The 22,326-nt window shown below is 71.6% G+C and carries 16 protein-coding genes; 10 read left to right on the top strand and 6 right to left on the bottom strand.

Annotated features, from left to right (window positions below; genetic code table 11):
- The first annotated feature begins 4 nt into the window (after positions 1 to 4).
- The 8 genes from AB0I79_RS57115 to AB0I79_RS57080 all read left to right on the top strand — a co-directional run bounded on the left by AB0I79_RS57115 (position 5) and on the right by AB0I79_RS57080 (position 9,199).
- Positions 5 to 2,617 carry a ThuA domain-containing protein gene (locus AB0I79_RS57115; protein WP_357893371.1) on the top strand — a complete coding sequence of 871 codons (2,613 nt, stop codon included), beginning with the start codon at positions 5 to 7 and terminating at the stop codon, positions 2,615 to 2,617.
- A 74-nt stretch (positions 2,618 to 2,691) separates the two neighbouring features.
- Positions 2,692 to 3,156 (top strand): cupin domain-containing protein, encoded by a 465-nt coding sequence (locus AB0I79_RS57110; RefSeq protein ID WP_357893369.1) that lies wholly within the window; start codon positions 2,692 to 2,694, stop codon positions 3,154 to 3,156.
- A gap of 48 nt (positions 3,157 to 3,204) precedes the next feature.
- The gene (locus AB0I79_RS57105; RefSeq protein WP_357893367.1) at positions 3,205 to 3,678 is read left to right on the top strand and encodes a hypothetical protein; all 474 of its coding nucleotides are present in this window, start codon (positions 3,205 to 3,207) and stop codon (positions 3,676 to 3,678) included.
- Positions 3,675 to 4,541 carry an alpha/beta hydrolase gene (locus AB0I79_RS57100; protein WP_357893365.1) on the top strand — a complete coding sequence of 289 codons (867 nt, stop codon included), beginning with the start codon at positions 3,675 to 3,677 and terminating at the stop codon, positions 4,539 to 4,541. The genes AB0I79_RS57105 and AB0I79_RS57100 overlap by 4 nt, the downstream gene beginning before the upstream one ends.
- A gap of 212 nt (positions 4,542 to 4,753) precedes the next feature.
- Positions 4,754 to 5,269, top strand: a complete 516-nt coding sequence (locus tag AB0I79_RS57095; RefSeq protein ID WP_357893363.1) for a DUF2243 domain-containing protein — start codon at positions 4,754 to 4,756, stop codon at positions 5,267 to 5,269.
- Entirely contained in the window at positions 5,266 to 6,174 is a 909-nt protein-coding gene (locus tag AB0I79_RS57090; RefSeq protein WP_357893360.1) for a cytochrome c oxidase assembly protein, read from the top strand. Before AB0I79_RS57095 ends, AB0I79_RS57090 begins: the two co-directional genes overlap by 4 nt.
- Before the next feature lie 217 nt (positions 6,175 to 6,391).
- Positions 6,392 to 7,306, top strand: coding sequence for an iron-containing redox enzyme family protein (locus AB0I79_RS57085; protein WP_357893358.1), 915 nt, complete (start codon positions 6,392 to 6,394; stop codon positions 7,304 to 7,306).
- A 207-nt stretch (positions 7,307 to 7,513) separates the two neighbouring features.
- Positions 7,514 to 9,199: an FAD-binding oxidoreductase gene (locus AB0I79_RS57080; RefSeq protein WP_357893356.1), complete on the top strand. Its 1,686-nt coding sequence runs from the start codon at positions 7,514 to 7,516 to the stop codon at positions 9,197 to 9,199.
- Positions 9,200 to 9,395: 196 nt separating this feature from the next.
- Here the strand turns inward: AB0I79_RS57080 and AB0I79_RS57075 are convergent, their stop codons facing one another.
- Entirely contained in the window at positions 9,396 to 9,722 is a 327-nt protein-coding gene (locus AB0I79_RS57075; protein WP_357893354.1) for a hypothetical protein, read from the bottom strand.
- Positions 9,723 to 9,775: 53 nt separating this feature from the next.
- Between AB0I79_RS57075 and AB0I79_RS57070 the strand changes: the two genes are divergently transcribed.
- Positions 9,776 to 10,258, top strand: coding sequence for a hypothetical protein (locus AB0I79_RS57070; RefSeq protein ID WP_357893352.1), 483 nt, complete (start codon positions 9,776 to 9,778; stop codon positions 10,256 to 10,258).
- A gap of 12 nt (positions 10,259 to 10,270) precedes the next feature.
- Here the strand turns inward: AB0I79_RS57070 and AB0I79_RS57065 are convergent, their stop codons facing one another.
- Positions 10,271 to 12,256 (bottom strand): hypothetical protein, encoded by a 1,986-nt coding sequence (locus AB0I79_RS57065; protein WP_357893350.1) that lies wholly within the window; start codon positions 12,254 to 12,256, stop codon positions 10,271 to 10,273.
- 227 nt (positions 12,257 to 12,483) lie between these two features.
- Positions 12,484 to 14,427: a hypothetical protein gene (locus tag AB0I79_RS57060; RefSeq protein ID WP_357893348.1), complete on the bottom strand. Its 1,944-nt coding sequence runs from the start codon at positions 14,425 to 14,427 to the stop codon at positions 12,484 to 12,486.
- 202 nt (positions 14,428 to 14,629) lie between these two features.
- Here AB0I79_RS57060 and lgt point away from each other — a divergent pair, with 202 nt between their 5' ends.
- The gene (lgt, locus tag AB0I79_RS57055; protein WP_357893346.1) at positions 14,630 to 15,469 is read left to right on the top strand and encodes a prolipoprotein diacylglyceryl transferase; all 840 of its coding nucleotides are present in this window, start codon (positions 14,630 to 14,632) and stop codon (positions 15,467 to 15,469) included.
- A gap of 215 nt (positions 15,470 to 15,684) precedes the next feature.
- Here lgt and AB0I79_RS57050 read toward each other — a convergent pair whose 3' ends face one another.
- The 3 genes from AB0I79_RS57050 to AB0I79_RS57040 all read right to left on the bottom strand — a co-directional run bounded on the left by AB0I79_RS57050 (position 15,685) and on the right by AB0I79_RS57040 (position 22,315).
- Positions 15,685 to 16,071: a hypothetical protein gene (locus AB0I79_RS57050; protein ID WP_357893344.1), complete on the bottom strand. Its 387-nt coding sequence runs from the start codon at positions 16,069 to 16,071 to the stop codon at positions 15,685 to 15,687.
- A 143-nt stretch (positions 16,072 to 16,214) separates the two neighbouring features.
- Complete coding sequence (locus AB0I79_RS57045; protein ID WP_357893342.1) at positions 16,215 to 19,046, bottom strand: TIM-barrel domain-containing protein; 2,832 nt, start codon at positions 19,044 to 19,046, stop codon at positions 16,215 to 16,217.
- Positions 19,043 to 22,315, bottom strand: a complete 3,273-nt coding sequence (locus tag AB0I79_RS57040; protein WP_357893340.1) for a TIM-barrel domain-containing protein — start codon at positions 22,313 to 22,315, stop codon at positions 19,043 to 19,045. Before AB0I79_RS57040 ends, AB0I79_RS57045 begins: the two co-directional genes overlap by 4 nt.
- Positions 22,316 to 22,326: the final 11 nt, after the last annotated feature.

The following is a 22,326-nucleotide window of genomic DNA, read 5'->3' as shown; positions in this document are numbered from 1 at the left end:
GGCGATGCTGCACAGACTCCTGACCCTCGCGCTCGTGGCGGCGAGCCTGACCGCCGTGCCCGCCGATCCGGCCTTCGACGTGCTGGTCTTCTCCAAGACCGCCGGCTTCCGCCACGACTCCATCCCCGCGGGCATCCAGGCCGTCCGCGACCTCGGCGCGGCCCACGGCTTCACCGTGACCGCCACCGAGGACGCCCGCGCCTTCGCCGACCTGTCCGGCTACGAAGCCGTGATCTTCCTCAACACCACCGGCGACGTCCTCGACCCCACCCAGCAGGCCGCCTTCCAGACCTACATCGACACCGGCGGCGGCTACGCCGGCGTGCACGCCGCCGCCGACACCGAATACGACTGGTCCTACTACCAGCAACTGACCGGCGCCCCCTTCGCCAGCCACCCCGCCATCCAGCAGGCCACCGTCCGCACCGAGGACCGCGCCCACCCCGCCACCGCCCACCTCACCCCCGCCTGGACCCGCACCGACGAGTGGTACAACTACCGCACCAACCCCCGCCCCTCGGTACACGTCCTGCAAACCCTGGACGAGGCCACCTACAGCGGCGGCGACATGGGCGACCACCCCATCACCTGGTGCCACCCCCAGGCACAGGGCCGCGCCTTCTACACCGGCCTCGGCCACACCACCGAGTCCTACACCGACCCCGCCTTCCGCAACGTGCTGCTCGGCGGCATCCGATACGCGGCCGGAGCCGCCCACGCCGACTGCCGCCCCGAGCACGGCTACACCCCGCTCTACAACGGCTCCACCAGCGGCTGGTCCCAAGCCGGCCCCGGCAGCTTCACCAACACCGACGCCACCCTCACCTCCCAGGGCGGCATGGGCCTGTACTGGTACTCGGCCAAGGAACTCGGCTCCTACTCGCTGAAACTGGACTGGAAACTGACCGGCGACAGCAACTCCGGCGTGTTCGTCGGCTTCCCCGCCTCCGGCGACCCGCAGTCCGCCGTGGACCACGGCTACGAGGTGCAGATCGACGCCACCGACACCCCCGACCGCACGACGGGCTCCATCTACGGCTTCAAAGCCGCCGACCAGGCCGCCCGCGACGCCGCGCTGAACCCGCCCGGCTCCTGGAACACCTACGAGCTGCTGGTGGAGGGCGAACGCCTGCGCGTCCACCTCAACGGCGTGCTCATCAACGACTTCACCAACACCGACCCCCTGCGCTCGCTGCGGCAGGGCCACATCGGCATCCAGAACCACGGCGCCTCCGACCAGGTCGCCTTCCGCCACATCCGCGTCAAGGAGCTCGGCGCCGGCAGCGTCACCGTCGAGGGCGAGGCGTACACCTCCAGCGCGGGCGTGCAGGTCGCCGACCACCCGCCGGCCAGCGGCGGCAGGACGCTCGGCTACGTGGACAACGGCGACTGGGCGGGCTACGCGAACGTCACGACCGCCGGAGCCACCCGCTTCTCCGCCCGCGTCTCGTCCGGCGGGGTGGGCGGCACGATCCAGGTCCGCTCGGGCTCGGCCACCGGCACCCTGCTCGGCTCGGTCACCGTGCCCGTCACCGGCGGCTGGGAGAACTTCCAGAACGTCTCCACCACGCTGACCGGCTCCGCCACCGGGCCGCTCTTCCTGGTCTTCACCGGCGGCAGCGGCAACCTCTTCGACATCGACACCATCACCCTGGACGGCGGCGGCACGGCGCCGCCGCCGTCGGACAAGGTGCACGTCTTCTACTACCCCTGGTACGGCTCCCCGCAGGTCAGCGGCGGCTGGCGGCACTGGCAGCAGGGCGGGCGCACCCCTCCCGACGACATCGGCGCCGACTTCTACCCCGCCCTGGGCGCGTACGACTCGGGGGACTTCGCCGGCGCGGTGGCCCAGCACATGAAGTGGATCAGGCAGTCGGCCGCCGGGGTGCTGGTGCTGAGCTGGTGGGGCCGAGGCAGCTACGAGGACGGCCTGGCCCGCGGCGTCCTGGACGCGGCGGCCAAGGAGGGGCTCAAGGTGGCCTGGCACCTGGAGCCCTACTCCGGCCGCACCGCCGCCTCCACGGTGGAGGACATCCGCTACATCAACCAGGCCTACGGCGCGCACCCGGCCTTCAGCGACGCCTTCTACGTCTTCGAGAGCCTGCGCATCACCGACTGGTCCGCACTCGACGCGGTCAACGACGACAACGTCATCCTGGCCCAGACCACCGACACCACGAAGATCGCCCACTTCAACGGGATGTACACCTACGACGCGATCGCCGGCGCCACCGCGCCCGGCTGGCAGCAGGCCGCCGACCACGCGCGGCAGCACGGGCTCGTGTGGGCCCCGTCCGTGGGGCCCGGCTACCTCGACGACCGCGCGGTGCCCGGCAACACCACGCCCACCCTCGCCAGGGACAACGGCGCCACCTACGACAAGGAGTGGTCCAACGCCCTGGCGACGGGGCCCACGTGGGTGTCGATCACGTCGTTCAACGAGTGGCACGAGGGCAGCGTGATCGAGCCCGCGGTCGCGCGGGCCGGCTACCAGAGTTACGAGGGCGCCTACGGGCGTACGGGCGCCGCGGCGCAGACCGCGTACCTGGACCGGACGGCTTACTGGGTGGGCCGGTTCGCGGCGGCCGGCACGCGCGCACCCCTCGGGAAGGGCTGACGGCCTGCACGAATCGTGAGCGGCCGGGCACGCGTCGGCAGGACGCCGGGCCCGGCCGCCGCGAGACTGGCGGTATGACACCACCTCCCGCATCGCGGATCCGGACGCCGGCGATCACCACTCCGGGCACCCAGCAGACCGTGTCGTTCCTCGGCGAGCTCTATCACCTGCGCGTCACCGGCCGCGACACCGGCGGCGCGTTCGCGGTCGTGGAGACCACGGGCCGCCGCGGGCACGGCAGCCCGATGCACGTGCACCGGGCCGCCAGCGAGACGTTCGTCGTGCTCGAAGGCGAGCTGCGGGTGATCGTGGACGGCCGCGAGCACCTGGCCGGCGCCGGCTGCGCCGCCGTGCTGCCCGCCGGACGGCCCCACGGGTTCGTGGTGACCAGCGACTCCGCCCGGTACCTGACGCTGCACCACGGCCCGGCCTTCGCCGACTTCCTGGTCGAGGCCGGCGCAGGCCCGGACCAGGCCGCGCTGGGCGAGATCGCGGCGCGGCACGGGATCGACATCGTCGGACCACCCCCTCTGCCGTGAACATGACTACTTGACGGACGATAGCAAGTACTTGCTATCGTCCGTCAAGTGACGACGACCGACGAACACGTCGAGCTGGTGGCCGCGCTGGTCCGGCTGCTGGAGACCCGGGTGCTCGACCCCCTGGAGATCCTCCTGGCCTCCGGCGAACTGCTGGAGCCGATCAAGGACCGCCTGAGCATCGAGGCCGAGGTCTGGGCGGCACAGCTGCTCGGCCGCGACCGGCGGCAGGCCACGCTGACCGCCGCGAGGCTGATCGCGGTGCTGTTCCCCGGCGACGAGCCCTTCGACCCGCCCGAGCAGTGGTGGCGCACCCCGCTGGGCCGCGCCGTGGCCCGGGGTGCCGGACACCCCTCCGCGGCGGCCGTCTCCTACTCCACGGCGGGCGCCATGCTCGGCATCACCCGCCAGGGCGTCCACGACCTTGTCAAACGCGGCAAGCTCGACAAACACCCCGAGGGCGGCGTCACGACCTCCTCCATCCACGCCCGGCTCAACCGCCCGAAGGAGAATGCCCAGTGACCCCCTCCGACCTCGTCCTCGACGACCGCCCGGTCCGCCTGGCCGTCCGCGACCACGGCGGCGACGGCGCCCCCGTCCTGCTGCTCCACGGCCTCGGCGGCACCCTGCTGCACTGGGACGAGGTCGCGTCCCTGCTGACCGGCTCCCACCGCGTCGTCGCGATGGACCTGCGCAGCCACGGCCTGTCGGGCGATGGCCGGTGGGAGTGGGAGGCCGTCCTGGACGACGTCCGCGCCGTCGTCGACCACCTCGGCCTCGACGAGCCCCTCGTGGTCGGCCACTCCCTCGGCGGCATGGTCGCCGTGCGGTGGGCGCTGCGCCACCCGGACGGGCCCGGCATCGTCAACCTCGACGGCCTGCGCTCGGCCGAGACCGAGCCGCGGCACTACGCCGGCCTCGACCACGAGGACCTCCAGGCGCTGCTCGCCGAGCTGAAGGCCGTCTTCGACGCGCAGGCGGCGGCGATGGCGCAGCCGCTGCCGGAGGCGCACGCCGCCATGTACCCGCAGCGGGCGCTGCTCACCACGGACGAAGGCGTCTTCGTACGGCCGGGCGCCGCGCTGGCCGGGCAGGTCAGGCACGACCCGTACTTCCTGGACAGCGTCCCGCCCATCGCGCGGATCCGCTGCCCCGCCCTGTTCGTCCTGGCCACGCGGAACCTGCCCGGCCTGCCCGGCCGCGTCGGCGAGCTCATGCCGGCGCTGCGCGCGGGCATCCGCCGCGACCTGCTGCCCCTCCTCGCCGACCGGCCGCACCTGCGCGTGCTGGAGCTGGACGCCAGCCACAACATGCTGGCCGAGCAGCCGGGCGAGATCGCGCGGGCGGTGCTGGGGTTCCGCGCCGAGACCACCGGCCGTCCCTAGCCGGCACCGGCCCTTCCCAGCTGGCACTGGCCGTTCCTAGCCGGCACCGGCCCTTCCTGGCCGGCGCCGGCCCTTGCTGTCCGGCCGCCTCTCCCGCCAAGCAGGCCTGCGGAGTCGGCAAGGATCCCGGCTGGGCCTGAGGCACCCGGGCGTGTCGCGATTCTGGCGGGGTAGGCCACCGCCCGGACGCGAAGCACGCGAAAGGGAGCCTCATGGCCACGCGCAACGCCATCGCGCTGCCCGGGACGATACTCGGAGTCGGTCTCGGCGGCTTCGTCGACGGCATCCTGCTGCACCAGCTCCTGCAGTGGCACCACATGCTGAGCAGCACCGACACCGACAACCTCGGCATCAGGTACTACCCGGTGGACACCGTGCCAGGGCTGCGGATGAACACGCTGTGGGACGGGCTGTTCCACACCTTCACCTGGCTGGCGGTGCTGATCGGGCTCGGCCTGCTCTACTCCCGCGTCACCGCCTCCAGGGGCCGGATCTGGCGGTCGCGGAACCTCTGGGGCTGGATCCTGGCCGGCTGGGGCCTATTCAACCTCGTCGAAGGCGTGATCGACCACCACCTGCTGGGCATCCACCACGTCCGCACCGGCCCCGGCCAGCTCTGGTGGGACCTGGGCTTCCTGCTCCTCGGCGCGCTGCTGGTGCTCGGCGGCTGGGCGCTGCAGCGCGGCGGCGGGGAGCTCGACCTGTGCCGGCGGGACGAGCGGACGTGACGGCCCACCACGCTCACGCCGGCGCGGTGACGCCTGCCCTGCTGCTCCTGGCCCTGGTGGCCTACCTGATACCGGCGGCCCGCGCCGCCTCCTGGAAGGGGTGGCGCTCGGCGATGTTCGCCGCCGGGCTCGCGCTGGTGGCGGCGGCCGTGACGGGGCCGATCGCCGCCTGGGCCGCGACCGACTTCCGCGGCCACATGGTGCAGCACCTGCTCATCGGCATGCTGGCGCCGCTCGGCCTGGTGCTCGGCGCGCCGATGACCCTGCTGCTGCGCTCCCTGCCCGCCGCCCACGCCCGCCGCCTGGCCCGGCTGCTGCGCCACCGCGCCGCGCACGCCTTCGCCAACCCGGTCACCGCGCTGGTGCTGAGCGCGGGCGGCATGATCGTCCTGTACTGCACGCCGCTCTACCGGCACGTCACGACGAACGGCTGGCTGCACGCGGCCGTGCACGTGCACTTCCTGCTGTCGGGCTGCCTGTTCGCCTGGGTGATCGCCGGGCCCGACCCGGCCCCGCGCCGTCCGTCCGTGGTGGCCCGGCTGGTGGTGCTGGGGGTGGCGATCGCGGCGCACAGCGGGCTGTCCCAGCTCATGTACGCCGGGATCGCCGTGGACCTGCCCGTGCCCGAGGAGCAGCGGCTCGGCGCCGCCGAGATCATGTACTACGGCGGCGACCTCGCCGAGCTGCTCCTGGCCCTCGCCCTGGTGGCCGGGTGGCGCCCCCGCCCCGCGGTACGGCGGCGGGTGGCCGGCACCGGCAGGCCCGGCCAAGACAGCCCGTTCTTCCGCGACGCGGACACGGTCGCCGCCGCCTCGCTCGGCGCCCCTGACCAGGCGAAGCAGCCGCGGTGGCCGTCGTTCGCCCAGAGCAGGCGAGGCGGCCGCGGTGCCGGCGTCCGGCCCTGAGCGCGCGACGTCGAGGCGGCGGCCGTCGCTCTGCCCTGAGAGCACGGTGGGGAGGCGGCGGGCGCCACCTCGTCCGGCCGTCTTCGACCGGCCCTGCACGGTGGGCCGTTTGAGCGGGCAGGGGCAGGGCAGATGACCGCGACCAGCAGGTGAGCTGCCGGCGCTGGACGCACATGCCCGTTGCGGCAAGCCGGGACCCGAGCGGAGGAGGTTCGTGATGCGTCTGCCCGTCGCCCGCGGCCCGATCACGGCCGAGCTCTTCGCCCGCCTCGGCGGCCCGCCGGGCGAGGTGGACCCGCCGCTGGTCACCCCGCCACCGGCCGCGGCACTCGACGACGGCGACCTCCAGCTCGCCCTGTTCGCCTGCTACGAGCTGCACTCGCGCGGCTTCGACGACGTGGACGACCTCTGGGAGTGGCAGCCGTCGCTGCTGGCCACCCGCCGCGAGCTGGAGCGCTCCCTGGAGTCCGCGCTCGCGCTCGCCGTCCCGCGCCCGCCGGCCGTTCCGCCGCAGGACGTCCGCCACGCGCTGGCCGAGCTGGTGGCCAAGGACGAGGTGAGCGCCCCCTCGCCGGCGGCCCAGCTCCAGCGCGAGGCCGACCTGGGACGGTACCGCGAGCTCGTCGTGCACCGCTCGATCCACCACCTGAAGGACCCGCACACGTGGGCGCTCCCGCGCCTGCCCGGCGACGCCGAGACGGCCCTGCCCGTCGACCACGGCGGCGGGGCGCAACTGTTCAGAGCCACCATGAGAGGGCTCGGCCTGGACGACACCTACGGCGCCTACCTGCCCGACGTGCCCGGGATCACGCTGGCCGTCTCGAACGTCATGTCGTTGTTCGGGCTCCACCGGCGGCTGCGCGGCGCGCTGGCGGGACACCTCGCGGCGCTGGAGCTGACCTCGTCACCGCCCGGCCACCACACCGCCCTCGACCTCTGCGCCGGCCTGGCCGCCCAGGAGCCGTCGCTGGCCGGCGACATCCTGCACGGCGCCGCCTGTGCCCTGGCCCTCGAACGCCGCTGGGCGGAGCACGTCATGGATTGCTGGCGGCACGGCCTCAGCTCCCTGGAGATCCGGGAACCGGTGAGGCACGACGACCCCGAAGGCGAGACGGTGGCGGCGACGAGCTGAGGCCGGTTCCCCGGCGTTCGGCGGGGTGGGCCAGCCGTTCCGGGGGACGGGACCAGCCGTTCCGGAGGAGGGGACCAGCCGTTCGGCGGATGGGATCAGCCGTTCGGTGGGGCCGGGATCTCAGCCGCCGATTCATGACATCGGCTGATGTGCGCTCTGATGCCGGATTGCGAGGCTGGCGACCTCCGATCCGAGGGAGCGAACCACATGCCAGAAGCGAACCAGCCCGCCACGAACCCCGCGATGAGCCGCCGCGGGATGCTGACCGCCGCGGGCGCCACCGTTCTCGGCGCGGGGATGACAGGCACCGCGTCGGCGGAATCAGCGGGCACGGCAGGAACCGCGGGAACGGGGGAGACGGGGGCGACCGGCGTAGCAGGGGAGACGGGATTCGGGCCGGTGACCGTACGTCCCGGCGACCCCCGCTACGACAACCTCCTGCGCGGCAACAACTTCCGCTTCGCCGGCACGCCGGACGAGATCCGCGTGGTCGCATCGACCGACCAGGTGGTGCGCGCCGTGTCGGACGCCCTCCGGTCCGGCCGGCGGATAGCGGCGCGCAGCGGCGGGCACTGCTTCGAGAACCTCACCGCCGACCCGGCGGTACGGATGCTCCTGGACCTCTCCCCGATGAACGAGGTCGGCTACGACGCCCGCCGCAGAGCGTTCACCGTGCAGCCCGGAGCCACCCTCGGCGAGGTGTACCGGACGCTGCTGAAGGGCTGGGGCGTGACGATCCCCGGGGGCGGCTGCCCGGAGGTGGGCGCCGGCGGCCACTTCGCGGGCGGCGGGTACGGGCCGCTGTCCCGCCGGTACGGCTCCGTGGTGGACCACCTGTACGGCGTGGAGGTCGTGGTGGCCGGCCGCGACGGCACCGCCCGCGCGGTGGTCGCCACCTGCGAGCCCGACGACCCCAACCGCGACCTGTGGTGGGCCCACACCGGCGGTGGCGGCGGCAACTTCGGTGTGGTCACCCGGTACTGGCTGCGCTCGCCCGGCGCCGGCGGTGCCGACCCGTCCCGGCTGCTGCCGCCGGCGCCGCGGCACATGCTGCAGCACGTGGTCATCTGGCCCTGGGAGCACATGACCGAGCAGGCCCTCACCGGGCTGCTGCGCAACTTCGGCACCTGGCACGAGCGCAACAGCGCGCCCGGCTCCCCGTACGCCGGTCTGTACGGGATCCTCCAGCCGTCGCACCGCGCGGGCGGAACCGTCATGCTGGTCGCGCAGATCGACGCGGACCTCCCCGGCGCCGGCGGCATGGTGGACGACTTCATCTCCGCGGTGACCGCCGGCGTCGACCTCACACCCGCGCTCGACCTCCGGCGGACGATGCCGTGGCTGCACCGGATGACCTGGCCGGGCAGCGGCGAGCCCGGCGACGTGATCGTCCGCCGCTACAAGATCAAGGCCGGCTACCTGCGCCGCTCGTTCACCGAGAGCCAGCTCGCCGCCGTCTACCGCAACCTGACGAACCCCACCGGCGGGCAGGGCTCCGGCATGCTGCTCGTCGGCTACGGCGGCCAGGTACGCGCGGTGGAGCCGGGCGCCACCGCGATCGCCCAGCGGGACGTGATCATGAAAGCGGTCTACCAGACCGTCTGGGCCGACGAGGCCGACGACGCGGCCAACCTCGCCTGGGTGCGCGGCTTCTACCGCGACGTGTACGCCGGCACCGGCGGCGTGCCCGTGCCCGGCGAGGTCGACGACGGCTCCTACATCAACTACCCCGACACCGACCTGGCCGACCCGGCGTGGAACACCTCGGGCGTGCCCGCGCACACGCTCTACTACAAGGACAACTACCCCCGCCTCCAACGGGTGAAGGCCCGCTGGGACCCGCGCAACGTCTTCCGCCACGCGCTGTCCATCGAGCCTCCCCGGGCAGGCTGACCGGGCGGCGGGCGCGTGGCGGCTGGACCGGCAGGCGGAGACGTCCAGCGGGGCAGAGCGGCGTGAACGGTCCAGCGGCCCGGTGGCCCGTGGTGCCGGCGGCCGGGCCGTACGCGTGGCCGGCACTCCCGGCCGGCCGCGGCCACCGTGGCGATCGACCGGCGGCGGCTCGTCCCCGGACGCCCGGCCGGGCCTGCTAGAAGGCGGTGAACATGCGCGGCCCGCCGGACAGCCGCGCGGCCTCCTCCCGCGCCACAGCGGGGGACACCTTCGGCGGCGTCCGCCTGATCTCCGCCTCCAGCTCCGCCACCACCGTCTCGGCCTGCTGCCTGAGCCGCCGCCTGTAGTGCCCCAGATCCTCGCCGAACCTCCTGGCGACCGGCCCGATCCACACCGCGTCGCCGGAGAAGAGCTCGAACGGCTCGTCCAGCGCCGCCCGGAGCGTGGCAAGGTGCTGCTCGACCTTGACCAGTGCCTGTTGCAGGGCGGTATAGCGGGGATTGTCCACCGGGACCTCGGTCATCGTGGCCAACCCATCCTGGCGTTACGGGTACGGCGGGGGCCTGGTGATGGAGTATGGGAGCGGCGGGGCAGACGTTCGGAACGGAGACGATCGCGATGGCATCGGTGTGGCGTTGCGCGATTGCCGTGGGGGTTGTGGCTGTTCTGGCTGGTTGCTCGACGGCCGATCGGGGGCCGACGGTGGAGCAGGCGGGGCGGACGCTTCAGGAGCACATCACCGAGTTGATGGAGTCGGTGGATCCGGAGGAGACGGTGGTGACCGATTCTGGGGGGAAGGATGTCGCTTGCGGGGCGGACGGGGTGAAACGTACCTATGCCGCAAGATCGACCTTTTCCAGGTCGGATAAGCATCTCCTTGCCGAGATGGTGGGTCGGCTCAGCATGATGTGGAGCTATAAGGTGGACAAGCCCTACGGGCCTGGCCTGCCCAGGACAACCATGAAGCTGGCCTCGTCCCGCACCAGCATCACCTTGGAGACACCCAGCGACCATGAGGCCCTGGCCGCCGGTGAGACCGACTGCATCCCCCGCGGATAGCCCGATCATTTCTCAGTCTTCTCCGATCAGAATCTCGTTCAGCTGGGGATCGGTCGTGGACAGATGTTTCTCCGCGCTGTCTCGTTCTCCGGCGAACTTCGCGGCAGCCGCATCGACCAACCTTCCCAGCATTCGGTGGTCCGCTTCGCTTTCGACGCTGCCGTTCTCCTTCAACCAGGCGAGGAACGCCCTGCTCGCCTCCGGGCTCCCGTTGATCTCCGCGTTTGGGCGCAGTTGCCCATGTTCGTCGACAATGAGCGGGTCGGTCGGAGGCTGAAACCCGACAGGAGCGTCCTTCGAGGTGTAGCCATGCGAAATGAGTCCGGTGGCGATCTCGTGGAGGACCGCGCGCGCATGTTCCATCTCCTGCCGGTCGACCCCCGGCATCCGGAGGTCCGGGCCCATCGCGGCGCCGATGCCGTCCTTGATCCCCCAGCTGAGGAACATCCAGCCCGCCGCCGCAGGCAGTCCTCCTGCGGTGGGGAGGAACAGCATGCCTGTGTCCATACCCTTGTCCAGTACCTGCCCGAAGCGTTCGACCTCCTCCTGATCCTTGAGGTCCGCGGTACCCCGGACGCGCTTCATCGCGGCGAACTGTATGCCCGCGACGGCGCCCAACCGGGCGAAGACCTGCTCGACTGCGGTCTCCGGCTGCAGGCGATCCGGAGGAGGGAAGGCCAGCAGATGACGGTCCGCCCGCACACCCGCCTCGAAGAGCTGCTGAGTGAGCGCCGCCATGCCCTTGTTGAACGGCTCCATGTGAACATCTGTGTCCGCGAAGGTCTGCATGAAGCGATAGCTGTCCGCCAGGGACAAGCGGAACATCGGGGTGGTCCCCACAAGTTCGTCGTCGAAGTGACCGAAGCGACTCGGCAGTTGCGAGTCCGGATCCAGCACTTGGGCGCCCGCGGCGAACTCCGTGGCATACGCCCCGGCGATCTCCGCGAAGTACCTCCTCATAGCATCGTTCTTCAACAGCCCAGGCCCCTGCGTGATCACCTGGAACGCGAACGCCGCAGCCCCCTCACCATGCGCCCCGTCCCTCTCGTCATACACCCCCGAAGCCGCCGCCAGCACCCGCCCGAACGCATCGCCGGCATCCGGATCGCCCGACACCAGCGCGCTCAACCCGGCGAGATCCGTCACCGCGGCCCGGGCCGCAGTGGGGTCGTGCGACAGGGCGGCGAGGAACCGCCCGGTGACGTCCGCCCGCCCGGTGGCCGTCAGGTGACGCCGGGCCACGGCGGTGAGCCACTGCGTCGGAAAGGCGCCCGCGCTGACAAGCCAGGACAGCGACTCGGAGTCGATGCCCTCCCCGCCCCGCTCGAGGTCGCTCATGACCTTGGGGAAGCGGGGATCGGGGGGAGAGGCGGTGGTGGCGGCGGCGAACAGCCGGCTGAAGTCGCCGAGGAGCTGCTTCTCCTCCGGCCCCGTGCGGAGGCCGGGGGCGGCGGGCCCGAACAGGTCGAGGATGTCCTTGGGCAGTGCCATGGTCCCGGATGTCCCGAGCCGGCCGAAGAAGGCCGCGGCGAAGTCGGGGTCGTCCTTGTGCGCCAGCACGCGCTCCATCAGTTCCCTGAGGCGCTGCACGGCCTCGTTCGGCAGCGGGCTGCTCATGCCGTGCTCGGCCGCCTGGACGTACTGCAGGTGGAGCGCGCCCAGGGCGGCGCCTTCGCGCCGGGACTCCTCCGGGGTGGCGTACGGCATCGTGGCCTCGTCGTAGGTCACGATGCCCGGCGTCCAGCCGGGGACACGCCTGCGGATGGCGGCGTTGCGGGCCCGCAGCTTCGGCACCTGCCCGCGCACCCAGCGTTCGACCTCCACGAACGGCGTCAACGTCAGCGTGCCGACCCCCAGGCGCGTCAGCTCGGCCCTGATCGCCTGGGTCTGCTCGGCGACGTCGATGCAGGCGCGGTCCATGGCGGCGACGAAGCCGTCCATGCGCGCGGGGTCGATCCCCGACACCTCGGGGTTCCACGGGCCATGCGGATGAGCCACGCGTCGCTACCTCCCTCGGCCCCGGAGACGCGGGCCCGGGCCGGACCGTACGAGGTCCCAACTTTCCCACAGGTACGCCCGACGCACGCCGCCTTACGACTTTCCGGGCGGTGTCCTGGAGGGTGGCGGCAGTCTGTGAGAGATGGCTCGATCGACGAGGCGGGCGCACCCGGCCACGGCCTGACGCCGAGGGCGGCCGTGGCCGGGCGCTGCCGCGTGGCCCGATCTCAGCCGCGCGGACCGGCGTACCTGATCCTCGGCTGGGGCGGCGTGGTCATGCCGTGGCCCAGGAAGTAGTCCACGTTGCTGGACTGCAGGTATCCCTTGAGGGTCAGGCCGTTCCGGTAGGCCGGGTTGTGCGCCAGGGTGTAGAGGCGGGTGTCGGTCGGCCTGTCGGTGGTGAGGATGACCAGTTCGTCGAAGGTGGCGCTGGTCAGCACCACTTCCTCGCGCCAGTCGCCCAGGATGTCGCCCACCAGGTGCGGGTAGACGGAGTTGCCCAGCGCGGTGACCGCGCCGTGGCCGGAGGCGGTCACCACGCGGGGCAGCGCCCAGGGCTGGGCCGGGGCGGACGGGTCCCACTTCTCGATGCGGGCGTCGCGCCGGTCGGGGAAGGGGTCGGCGTTGAACAGCTCGCGCAGCGGGTCGCCGTCCCACCACACGCCCATGTGCGGCCAGGGCTGCTTGGTGGTGTCGGGCTCGGCGAGCCGGTTCGTGGCGGCGTTGTGGAGGCCGTTGGGCCTGCCCTGCTCGTAGTTGACCTCGCCGTTGATCGACCAGGTCTCCATGCCGGGGAAGCGGGGGTCGATGTCGGCGACCATGCCGCGGCCCGCGTCGGCGCCGGGGGCGTCGGTGCCGTGCTTCCAGATCATGGCGCCGGTGGCGGCGTCGTAGTAGTAGTCGAGCAGCCCGCCGGGGTGGTCCTGCTGGATGCCGTACCCCTCCAGCCCCGGCCGGGCGGGGTCGATGTCGGCGACGAACCAGCGGTCGCCGTGGATGATCCCCTGCGGGGCGAGGCTGTAGCGCAGGGTGCCGTCGCCGTTGAGCAGGAACCCGATCTCGCCGACCTCGTCCTTGCCGTCGCCGTCCACGTCCACGATGCGGGTGTTGTGGCCGTCCGGGAGGTCCTGGTCGCCGCGCAGGAACTTCCACTGGTTCGTCAGCGAGCGGCCGTCGTACTTCCAGGCGGAGTACATGAGGTTGAAGCCGCCGTTGCCGATGCGGTTCTTCATGTACGCGACCAGGCTGGGGGTGGTGCCGTCGAGGTGGCCGACGCCGAAGCGGGCGTACATCGGCCCGTCGGAGAGGTAGTCGTCCGGCACCGGGGCGACCGCCTTGGGGGCGCCGGTCCGGCCGTCGAGGACGGCGATGGACTGGCGGACGGCGTCGCTCTCGGCGTGCTTGCTGCCGTCCCCGAACGTGACGCCGTCGGCGACGCGCACGGCGACCTCGGCCCGGCCGTCGCTGTCGAGGTCGTAGACCGTGACCCCGTCGTTGTGGCCGACGTCGATGGTGGCCGAGCCGCCCTCGATGTTGTTCTGGTTGGTGCTGTTGGGCCCCAGGTCCATCTCCCACAGGAACGTGCCGTCGCCGCGGTAGGCCTCCAGCTTCTGCGGCGCGGTCTGGCGGTCCAGCACGTAGTCGTAGGCGCCGTCGCCGTCCAGGTCACCGACCCAGACGAACTTGATCGGCCCGCCCGGGCGCAGCGGCACCCGCACCACCGGCTCGACCGCGTGGCCGGCCGCCAGGGTGAACGCCCTGCTCGGGGCCTGCGGCCGGCGGTCGAGCACCGGCCGTACCCGGTAGCGGTTGGTCCTGCTCAGGTCGGCGGTGGCGTCGACGTGGTTGGTGCCGCCGGTCAGGGGCTCGCGGTTGAGCTTGCGGTACGGCCCGCCGTCGGTGGACCGCTCGACGTCGAAGGCGATGCCCTTCGGATCGAGCCCGAGCAGGCGCCAGCTCACCAGCACCTCCCGCTCGCCCGACCGCACGGCCACCACACCGCGATCGAGCCGCTCCATGACCCGCGCGTCCGGGCCTCTGCCGGTGGTCCCGGCCTGCGCCAGGGCCGGCGCGGACGCCGTCGCGCCCAGGGCCAGGCCGGTCAGGACGCAGAGCGTCAGCGCTTTCAGGCGGCGGGTCCTGCCGCGTCGGCCTCGTGCCGTCATCGCCATGGGGGACTCCAGTCGGATAGGCGAAATCTCAACGAAACGGCCCGGAGTTGAACCGTTTACCATCAGAGGGAATAGCAGCATGAGCTTCGATGCGTGTCAATAGGGGTCGAAGCGATGGAAACGGTTTATCAGCGATGCGCGACATGAACCTGTTGCACGAAGGGATCTCAATCGTTAGCCCGCCGTGGCTACGCTCTCCGCCATGGGCCTCGCCTCGATTCCGAGCCCCGCCCAAGGGGCCTGGGACATCGGATTCATCCCGATCCGGGCCTACGCCCTGTGCTTCATCGTCGCGATCGGCTTCGGCATCTGGCTGAGCGAGCGCCGCTGGCGCGCCCGCGGCGGCGAGCAGGGCCTGATCAACGACATCGCGTTCCCCGCGGTGATCTTCGGGCTGATCGGCGCCCGCCTCTACCACGTCATCACCGACTGGCAGACCTACTTCGGCCCGCGCGCGATCAAGGAGCCCCACCAGGCGCTGTTCATCTGGGAGGGCGGGCTCAGCATCTGGGGCGCGGTCGCCCTGGGAGGCGTGGGCGTGTGGCTGGCCTGCCGCCGCCGGGGGCTGTCCCTGGGCGCCGTGGCCGACACGATCGCGCCCGGCATCGCGTTCGGGCAGGCGATCGCCCGCTGGGGCAACTGGTTCAACCAGGAGCTGTACGGCAGCCCCACCACCCTGCCGTGGGGCCTGGAGATCGACCAGGCGCACGGCGGCGAGCCGGGCGTGCTCTACCACCCGACGTTCCTGTACGAGTCGCTGTGGGCCACGGCGCTCGGCTTCGCGCTGATCCTGGCCGGCCGGCGGTTCACGCTGCGCCACGGCCGGCTGTTCGCCCTCTATGTCGCCGGCTACACGTTCGGGCGGTTCTGGATCGAGGGGCTGCGGATCGACCCGGTCGGCGGGGTGGACCACGCGGTGCTGTTCCTGGGGCTGCGGATCAACCAGTGGACCTCGATCCTGCTGTTCGCCGGCGCGCTGGCCTACCTCTGGGCGACCCGCGACAAGGACAGCGAGGAGGTCGTGGTGGCGCGGGCGGGCTGACGCCGCCCGCTCCTGTGGTTGCCCGTCACGGACGACTCCCGGCGCCGGCGTGCGCTCCAACATGATCACCCAGCACACGAGGACGCCCCCGGCCGCTTCTCGCGGCAGGGGCGCCCTCATGGGGTGGGCAATCGATCCCCTGGATCCGTACTCCTACCCAGCGGATCCAGTTTGTATGCATTTGTCCGTTTTGGGTTATTTGGGTCGGCCGGCTGTCACCCGTCGCGGTGGTCCTCGCCGGGGCAGAAGGTCGGGCGGCTGTTCTTGACCGAGCGCAGGTTGTCCAGGCTCATCCAGCCGTGGGTGTTGGTGCCCTTGACGCGGGCGAACACCCAGTGCTTGCCGTACCTGTTCAAGGTCCAGCAGTGGAAGTAGAGGACCTGGCCGGCGCGTAGCCTGGCGACGTTCCCGCAGGCGGCGTACGGGGCGGTCTTGAGGTTGAAAGAGCCCTTCATGACGCCCGAGCCGTGGTCGACGTTCACCGTTCGCGGCGCCGGGCAGCCGGGCATGGTGGCGGCCGATGCGGCCGGAGCGCTCAGCAGGGTCGCCGTCAGCGCGCCCCCCAGCGCCAGCGCCCCCATGGTCTTCGACGAGAGTTTCATGCTTTCTCCCCGTTCGCATGATCCAGTTGTTGCGAGGACCGTAGGGGGGAGCCCTTGCCGATCTCTTGCATCCGGCTTTCCGGCACGGCCGGCGAACGGGCCGGAGGGGCGGCGCTACCCCCCGGCCCATCGCGAGCCGTCGGTCAGAACGTGCCGGTCGTGGTGCCGGCGCTGCCGCTCGCCGGCGTCGTGAGCACGGTGTTGCCGCCGGGCTGCCACTGGTCGGCGGTGTCGGGGAAGTTCGCCTCCTGCCGCTTGACGCACTTCCACTCGACCGTGGTGCCCGGCGGGAGCTTGCCGATCGTGCCCGTCCAGGTCGGGTAGGCGGCCGGTGACAGCTTGACCGCCGAGGCCACCGACCACGCCCCGAGCTGCGGCGCGCTGCCGACCGCGTAGACCGACTGGCCGGGGGTGGTGGTGCCGTTGTGGCAGGTGAACGTGGCCGACACGGGCGCCTGGCCGAGCGTGAACGCGAACGTCCTGGCCGTCGTGACGGCCGTGCCCGCCGACTTGGCGACGACGAGGTTGCCGCCCGCGTTGTACCAGCCGCTGGCCGCCGCGTCGAAGGCGGCCTTGGTGGCGTGCTGGGTGAGCGGGGCGCCGTTCAGCGTGACGGCCGAGGCCTGGGTGTCGGTGACGAGCTCGACGACGTTCTGCCTGCTGGCCGGAGCGCCGGGGTAGGTGCCGCTGGAGGCGGCGACCGTGACGGTCGCGGTGCCGCCGGTGAGCTGCTGGCTGATCTGCGTCGTCCGGACGGCGCCGGTCCGGTACCCCGTCGAGGCCCCGTCGTCCTCGTAGAGCGTGAAGCTGGTGGCGGCGGCGTCGGGGTGGACGCGGGCGATCAGCTCGTTCCTGGTGGTGGCGTCGGTCCGCTTGCCCGTGACGTTCATGGTCTTGTCGTCCACGTGCATCTTGGGCAGGATCGCGCCCGCCCGGGCGAAGGCCGGCAGCCGGAAGACGCCGTTCACCCACAGCGGCCGGCCGGTGAACCACTGGCCGGTGCTGGTCAGCTTCTCGCCCGTGGCGTAGTCGTACCAGGTGCCGGCGGGGAGGTAGACGTCCCGCTCGCGCTCGCCCGCGCCCGCCACCACCGCGACCAGCAGGTCGCGGCCGATGAGCTTCTCGTGGCCGGCCTCGCGCAGGTTCGGGTCGTTCTGGTGGTAGTACGCGGGCGGCGGGACGACGGGCTCGCCGAACAGGTGGGCCCGGTGGGCCAGCGAGTAGTAGTAGGGCGTCAGCTCGTAGCGCTGCCGGAGGTTGGCGAGGTTGCTGGCCGTATGGCCGATCTTGTCCGGAGAGGTCTGCGCGCAGTTGCACAGGTTCTCGGTGTGCGGGCGGACGGGGACCTCGAACCAGGCGCCGTTGGCGAACCACTGCGTGTAGAGCTCGTTCAGGTCGGAGTTCAGCATCTCCCTGCGGAAGCCGCCGATGTCGGAGCCGTAGTAGTCGATGCCCGACATCGACATGTGCAGCTGCGCGTTCTGCTGCTGGGCCAGCGCGGTCAGCCTGGAGCCGATGTCGGCCGACCACATGGCCACGCCGTGCCGCTGCATGCCCGCCGCGCCGGAGCGGGCCAGCATGAACGGGCGCTTGGCGCCGGAGGCGTAGCCGCGGGCGATGCTCTCGGCCCATTTGAGGTTGTAGACGTTGTGGTAGTCGGCGTGGGCGTGCTTGCCGGGCAGCACGCCGGCGGTCCAGTCGCCGGCGTCGTACATCTCCGGCTCGCCGAGGTCCAGCCAGTGGCCCTGCACCCCGGCGTCGATCAGCGGCCGGCGCTTGACGGCGTGCCAGTGGTCGCCGGCGGCGTCCTGGGTCCAGTCGATCATGCCGCCCCGGCCCCACCAGTCGTTGGTGGTCAGGTACGCGGGCGCGCACGCCGCGCACCCGGCCCGGACGAGATACCCGCGGGAGGCCAGGTCGGCGTGCTCGGGCAGGTTCCTGCCGACGTAGGACTCCTCGATCGTCATCAGGCCGACGCCCTTGTTCGCCTGGAAGTCGGCGATGGTGGCCGACGGGTCGGGGAAGGCGGCGGTGTCCCAGGTGAGGGAGCCCATCCTGGTGTTGTCGGAGCCGGCCGTCACCCCGCCGAACCACGGCAGGTCGAGGACGAAGCCGTCCACCGGGAACTTCGCCGCGCGCAGCCCGGAGAGCCGGTTGTCGATCTCGGCCCAGTTGTCGTAGCCGAACTCCGACACCCACATCCCGAACGCCTTCTTCGGCGGCACCGGCGGCCGGCCCGTCAGCTCCATGTAGTCCTTGCGCAGGTCGGGCAGGTCGGGGCCGGTCATCGTGTACCACCTGAGCTGGTCGCCCCAGGTGTCGACCGTCCACAGGTCGCCGGTCAGGTTCCACTCCTGCTTGTAGACCTGGTCGAGCAGCAGCCCGTAGTTGAGGTTCGCGGCGCCGACCGCGAACAGGACCGGGATCTGGGCGTTGCCCACCGGGCCGTTGTCGCCGTCGTAGACCATGGCGTTGCCGTACGGGCCGCCCGGGGTGCGGGTGCGGCCCACCCAGTCGCCGTCGGCGCTGCCGCCCGTGAAGAACTGCTCGCCCAGCCCGTACGCGTGCTGCATCGAGCCCTTGGTGATCGTCAGGCCCTTCCACGCCTGGGCCAGGTTGCGCGGGCACGCCTCGTACAGCAGCCGGGCCGGGTCGGACACCTTCACGCACAGCGTTCCGGCCGTCACCTCGACCTTCATGGCCGCCGTGGTGAGCGTGTCGCCCGACTGGTTGAAGCTGGAAGGCCCGGTGTAGTCCGTCTTGGCCACCTGCGGCGTGGTGAACAGGGGCGAACCGGTGCCCGGGGACGTGCCGCCGGCCAGCTCGAAGTGCACCAGGTCGTCGTCCAGGAACTCGACGATCAGGTAGGTGGAGCCGCTGGTGAACTGCACCCGCTGGACCGCCGCCACGGCGGGCGGCGCGACCAGCAGCGGCAGGAACAGAGCGGTCAGGAGGACGATCGCACGTGTTGTCATGGCCGGGCCACCACCAGGTTGTCGAGGTTGATCCCACCGGTGTTCGAGGCGTCGTACGCGATCTTGACGGTGTGGGCGCCGGCGGTGAGCGAGGTGGTCAGCGTGGCCGTGCCCCAGGTGTCCCAGTCGGGCAGGGCGGGCAGCGAGAGCGTGCCCGCGGCGACGCCGTCCACGTAGACCGTCCGGGTGGCGGCCACCGTGGTGGAGTAGCGGAACGCGAGCCGGTGGCTGCCCGCCGCGTCCGCCTTGACGTGGAACGTCACCGCGTCCCCGGAGGTGGCGAAGCCGTCGGTGAAGCCGGTCCCGGTGTAGCCGGCGTGGTCGGTGTTGGTGGAGGTGCCGGTGCCGGTGGCGAACTCGGACTCGTAGGCCGCCTTGTCCACGCCGTTGAGCGTGACGGTGCGACCGGCGGCGGCGCTCGCCAGCTTGACGTGGGTGAGCTGCTGCACCGGGTCCCACCACCAGCCCTCGGACGCGGCCTTGAGCGCGGCGAGGCTCGCCCGCGCGGTCGCGCCGGTCACCGAGGCCGGCTTCGTGCTCGCGACCTGCAGCGTGCTGGTCGTGGTGAGCGCGGGCACCGTGACGGCCACCGTGTGCGCGGCCCAGTTCTCGGCCGAGGTGATCGTGCGGGTGGCGTTCGCGGAGTCCTCGAAGTAGGCGTACGACGTCGAGCCCGAGGGATAGATGCGGAAGGTCAGGTTCGGGTACGTGTCCACGCTGTTGCCGATCTCGCCGCCGAGCTGGTAGTCGGCGTTGAGGTTGAGCGGCACGATCGCGCCCGGCCTGGCGTAGACCGGGATGGTGTCGAGGGCGGCGTGGTAGGTCTTGGTGCCGGGCCCGGTGAAGCGGCCGCCGTTCCACAGGTCGTACCACTCGCCCGCCGGCAGGTAGACGTTCTTGGCGGTGGCGCCCTGCGTGGTGATCGGCGCCACGAGGAGCTGCGAGCCGAACAGGTACTGCTGGTCGTGCCCCGCCGCCGCCGCGTCGCCGGGGAAGGCGAAGCTCATGGCCCGCATCATCGGCACGCCCGTCGTGGAGCTCGCCTTGGCCTCGGTGTAGAGGTACGGGATCAGGTTCATCCGCACGTTGGCGAACGTGCGGAAGGTGGGCACCACACTCGTGTTCCCGGTGCGGGCCTGGACGTTCCACGGCGTGCGGGCCTCGGAGACGCCGGGGCTGGCCTTCTCCGAGTGGTACTGCATGATCGGCGAGAACGTGGCCTGCGCCGCCGAGCGCAGGTACAGCTCGGCGCCGGGGAAGTCGCCGGTGAACCCCGCCAGGTCCCACGCCGTGTACGGCACCCCCGACTGCCCCGCGCTGAGCTGGGCCCGCACCGCCTCCTGGAAGGCGGTGAAGCTGGAGTTCTGGTCACCCGCCCAGAAGATCGACGTGGTCTGGGCGCCGGTCGTGCCCGCCCGGCTGAAGATCGTGCCCTCGGGCTTCTTGCCCCTGACGTAGGCGTTGTAGGCGCCGGTGTAGCTGCCCGGGTAGGCGTTGTGCATCTCGTCGCCCTTGCGGCCGTCGGCGAACTGCACGCCCCTGCCGAAGACGGCCTCGCTGCCGTCGGTCTTGAAGCCGTCCACGCCGACCTCGTCGAGGAGGTAGTCGCGCTTGCTCATCCACCAGTTCGCCGCGGCCGCGCTGGTGAAGTCGGGGATCATGCTGTCGCCGAACCACTGGCCGGTCGGGATGCGGTAGGGGCCGTTGGTCGCGTTCCTGGCGACGTATCCCTGCGCCTGCGCGTACGCCTTGTCGTTGAGGTGCTGCTGCGGCGCGGTGGGCGGGTTGCTGTCGAAGTTCTCCTTGAACACCGGGATCTGCCAGAGGATCATCCTGATCCCCTTGCTGTGCGCGTTCGCGACCATGGCCTTCGGGTCCTGCCACGCGCTGCCCGCCGGGAACGTCAGGTCCGCGTACGCCAGCTTGCCGCTGCCGGGCTTGGCCGTGTACGTGGCGCCGTGCCAGACGTAGAACGTGGCCTCGTCGCTCCACTGCTCCAGCACCATCGCGGTGTGCGGGATCTTGTACGTCTCCACGTTCGCCAGCTCGGCGGTCACCTCGGCCTGGGTGTTCCACTCGTTGGCCGACATCCACACCCCGAACGCCCACTTCGGCGGGAGCTGGGGCCGCCCGGTGACCGCCGTGTGGTCGTCCACGATCTCAGCCGGGGTGCCGGCGAAGAAGTGGTAGTCGAGCGTCGAGTCCAGCCCGCCGCCGGTGTCCACGGTGAAGCCGGCCAGGTCGCTCAGGTGCGTGCCCAGGTTGAAGATCGCGTAGCGGGTGCCGGTGACGTGCACGCCGTACCCGGCCGAGTTCAGGAAGAACGGCACGCTCAGGTACGTGCGCCGGGTGGCGCCCTGGTCCCGGTACTGGTTGTAGACGTAGTTGTGCACGTCGGTGCCGCGCTGGTCGAGCCGGTCGTAACGCTCGCCGAAGCCCTCGAAGCGCTCGCCGGGCGGCGACAGGAAGTGGTCCTCGATCTTCGTGATCGTGGTGGCGCCGTCGCTGGCCCAGCCGATGTTGCGGAACGTGGCGGGGTCGTACTGGCGGGTGATCAGCGTCGTGCCGTCGCCCTTGTAGACCGACAGCCGGTACGGCGACTTCTGGATCTTCAGGACGAGCGAGCTCGTGGCGATCGTCACCGTGCTCGCCGAGTTCGTCACCGTGTATCCGGAGACGCCGGAGATGTTCAGACCTGAGCCGCTGGGGGCGATCTGCGTGCGGAACCGGTCGAGCGCGGGGAAGGCGAAGCGGATCTTCGGCGTGAAGCTCCCCGCGCTGTCACCGGTCATGACGTCCACCGACGTGCCGTTGTTCACGAACCCCGTCACGTCCGTCACCGTGCTCCACGAGGTGACCGTGAACGCGAACGGGCCGGTGCTCTTCTGCCCGCCCCCGTTCACGTCGGCGTGGACCGTGTAGGAGATCCGGTCGCCGCGGGCGAACGGGCCGAGGCCGATCCTCCAGTAGCTGTTGTTGCCGCTGTTGTGGTCCCAGGCGGCGCCCACCGGGGTCTGGGCCACCCCGTTCCTGGTCCAGGTGACCCAGACGGTCTGGCCGGGTTCGACCGGCCAGGTCGTCGCGTTGATCTGGACCGGCTCCCCGGCCATCGGGTCGCGCGGGATCCGCTCGGTCGGCTCGGTGGAGTAGAGGTCGTCGATTCCGGTCGGGTTGTGGTGAACGCCATCCAGGGCGTACGCGGGGGCGGTGACCAGGGACGCGAGCAGGACGAGCGCCGTGACGGTGGCGACCGACCGTAACCGGCTCATGGGGTGGGCTC

Source organism: Nonomuraea sp. NPDC050202, assembly GCF_040656115.1.
GTDB lineage: Bacteria > Actinomycetota > Actinomycetes > Streptosporangiales > Streptosporangiaceae > Nonomuraea.
Note: the sequence above shows the minus strand (reverse complement) of the source record. Positions and strands in the feature narration are given on the sequence as shown.

Coding starts and splice junctions, on each gene's coding strand:
- AB0I79_RS57115 (WP_357893371.1), top strand. CDS start 5: ATGCTGCACAGACTCCTGACCCTCGCGCTCGTGGCGGCGAGCCTGACC.
- AB0I79_RS57110 (WP_357893369.1), top strand. CDS start 2,692: ATGACACCACCTCCCGCATCGCGGATCCGGACGCCGGCGATCACCACT.
- AB0I79_RS57095 (WP_357893363.1), top strand. CDS start 4,754: ATGGCCACGCGCAACGCCATCGCGCTGCCCGGGACGATACTCGGAGTC.
- AB0I79_RS57085 (WP_357893358.1), top strand. CDS start 6,392: ATGCGTCTGCCCGTCGCCCGCGGCCCGATCACGGCCGAGCTCTTCGCC.
- AB0I79_RS57080 (WP_357893356.1), top strand. CDS start 7,514: ATGCCAGAAGCGAACCAGCCCGCCACGAACCCCGCGATGAGCCGCCGC.
- AB0I79_RS57075 (WP_357893354.1), bottom strand. CDS start 9,722: ATGACCGAGGTCCCGGTGGACAATCCCCGCTATACCGCCCTGCAACAG.
- AB0I79_RS57070 (WP_357893352.1), top strand. CDS start 9,776: ATGGGAGCGGCGGGGCAGACGTTCGGAACGGAGACGATCGCGATGGCA.
- AB0I79_RS57060 (WP_357893348.1), bottom strand. CDS start 14,427: ATGGCGATGACGGCACGAGGCCGACGCGGCAGGACCCGCCGCCTGAAA.
- lgt (WP_357893346.1), top strand. CDS start 14,630: ATGGGCCTCGCCTCGATTCCGAGCCCCGCCCAAGGGGCCTGGGACATC.
- AB0I79_RS57050 (WP_357893344.1), bottom strand. CDS start 16,071: ATGAAACTCTCGTCGAAGACCATGGGGGCGCTGGCGCTGGGGGGCGCG.
- AB0I79_RS57045 (WP_357893342.1), bottom strand. CDS start 19,046: ATGACAACACGTGCGATCGTCCTCCTGACCGCTCTGTTCCTGCCGCTG.
- AB0I79_RS57040 (WP_357893340.1), bottom strand. CDS start 22,315: ATGAGCCGGTTACGGTCGGTCGCCACCGTCACGGCGCTCGTCCTGCTC.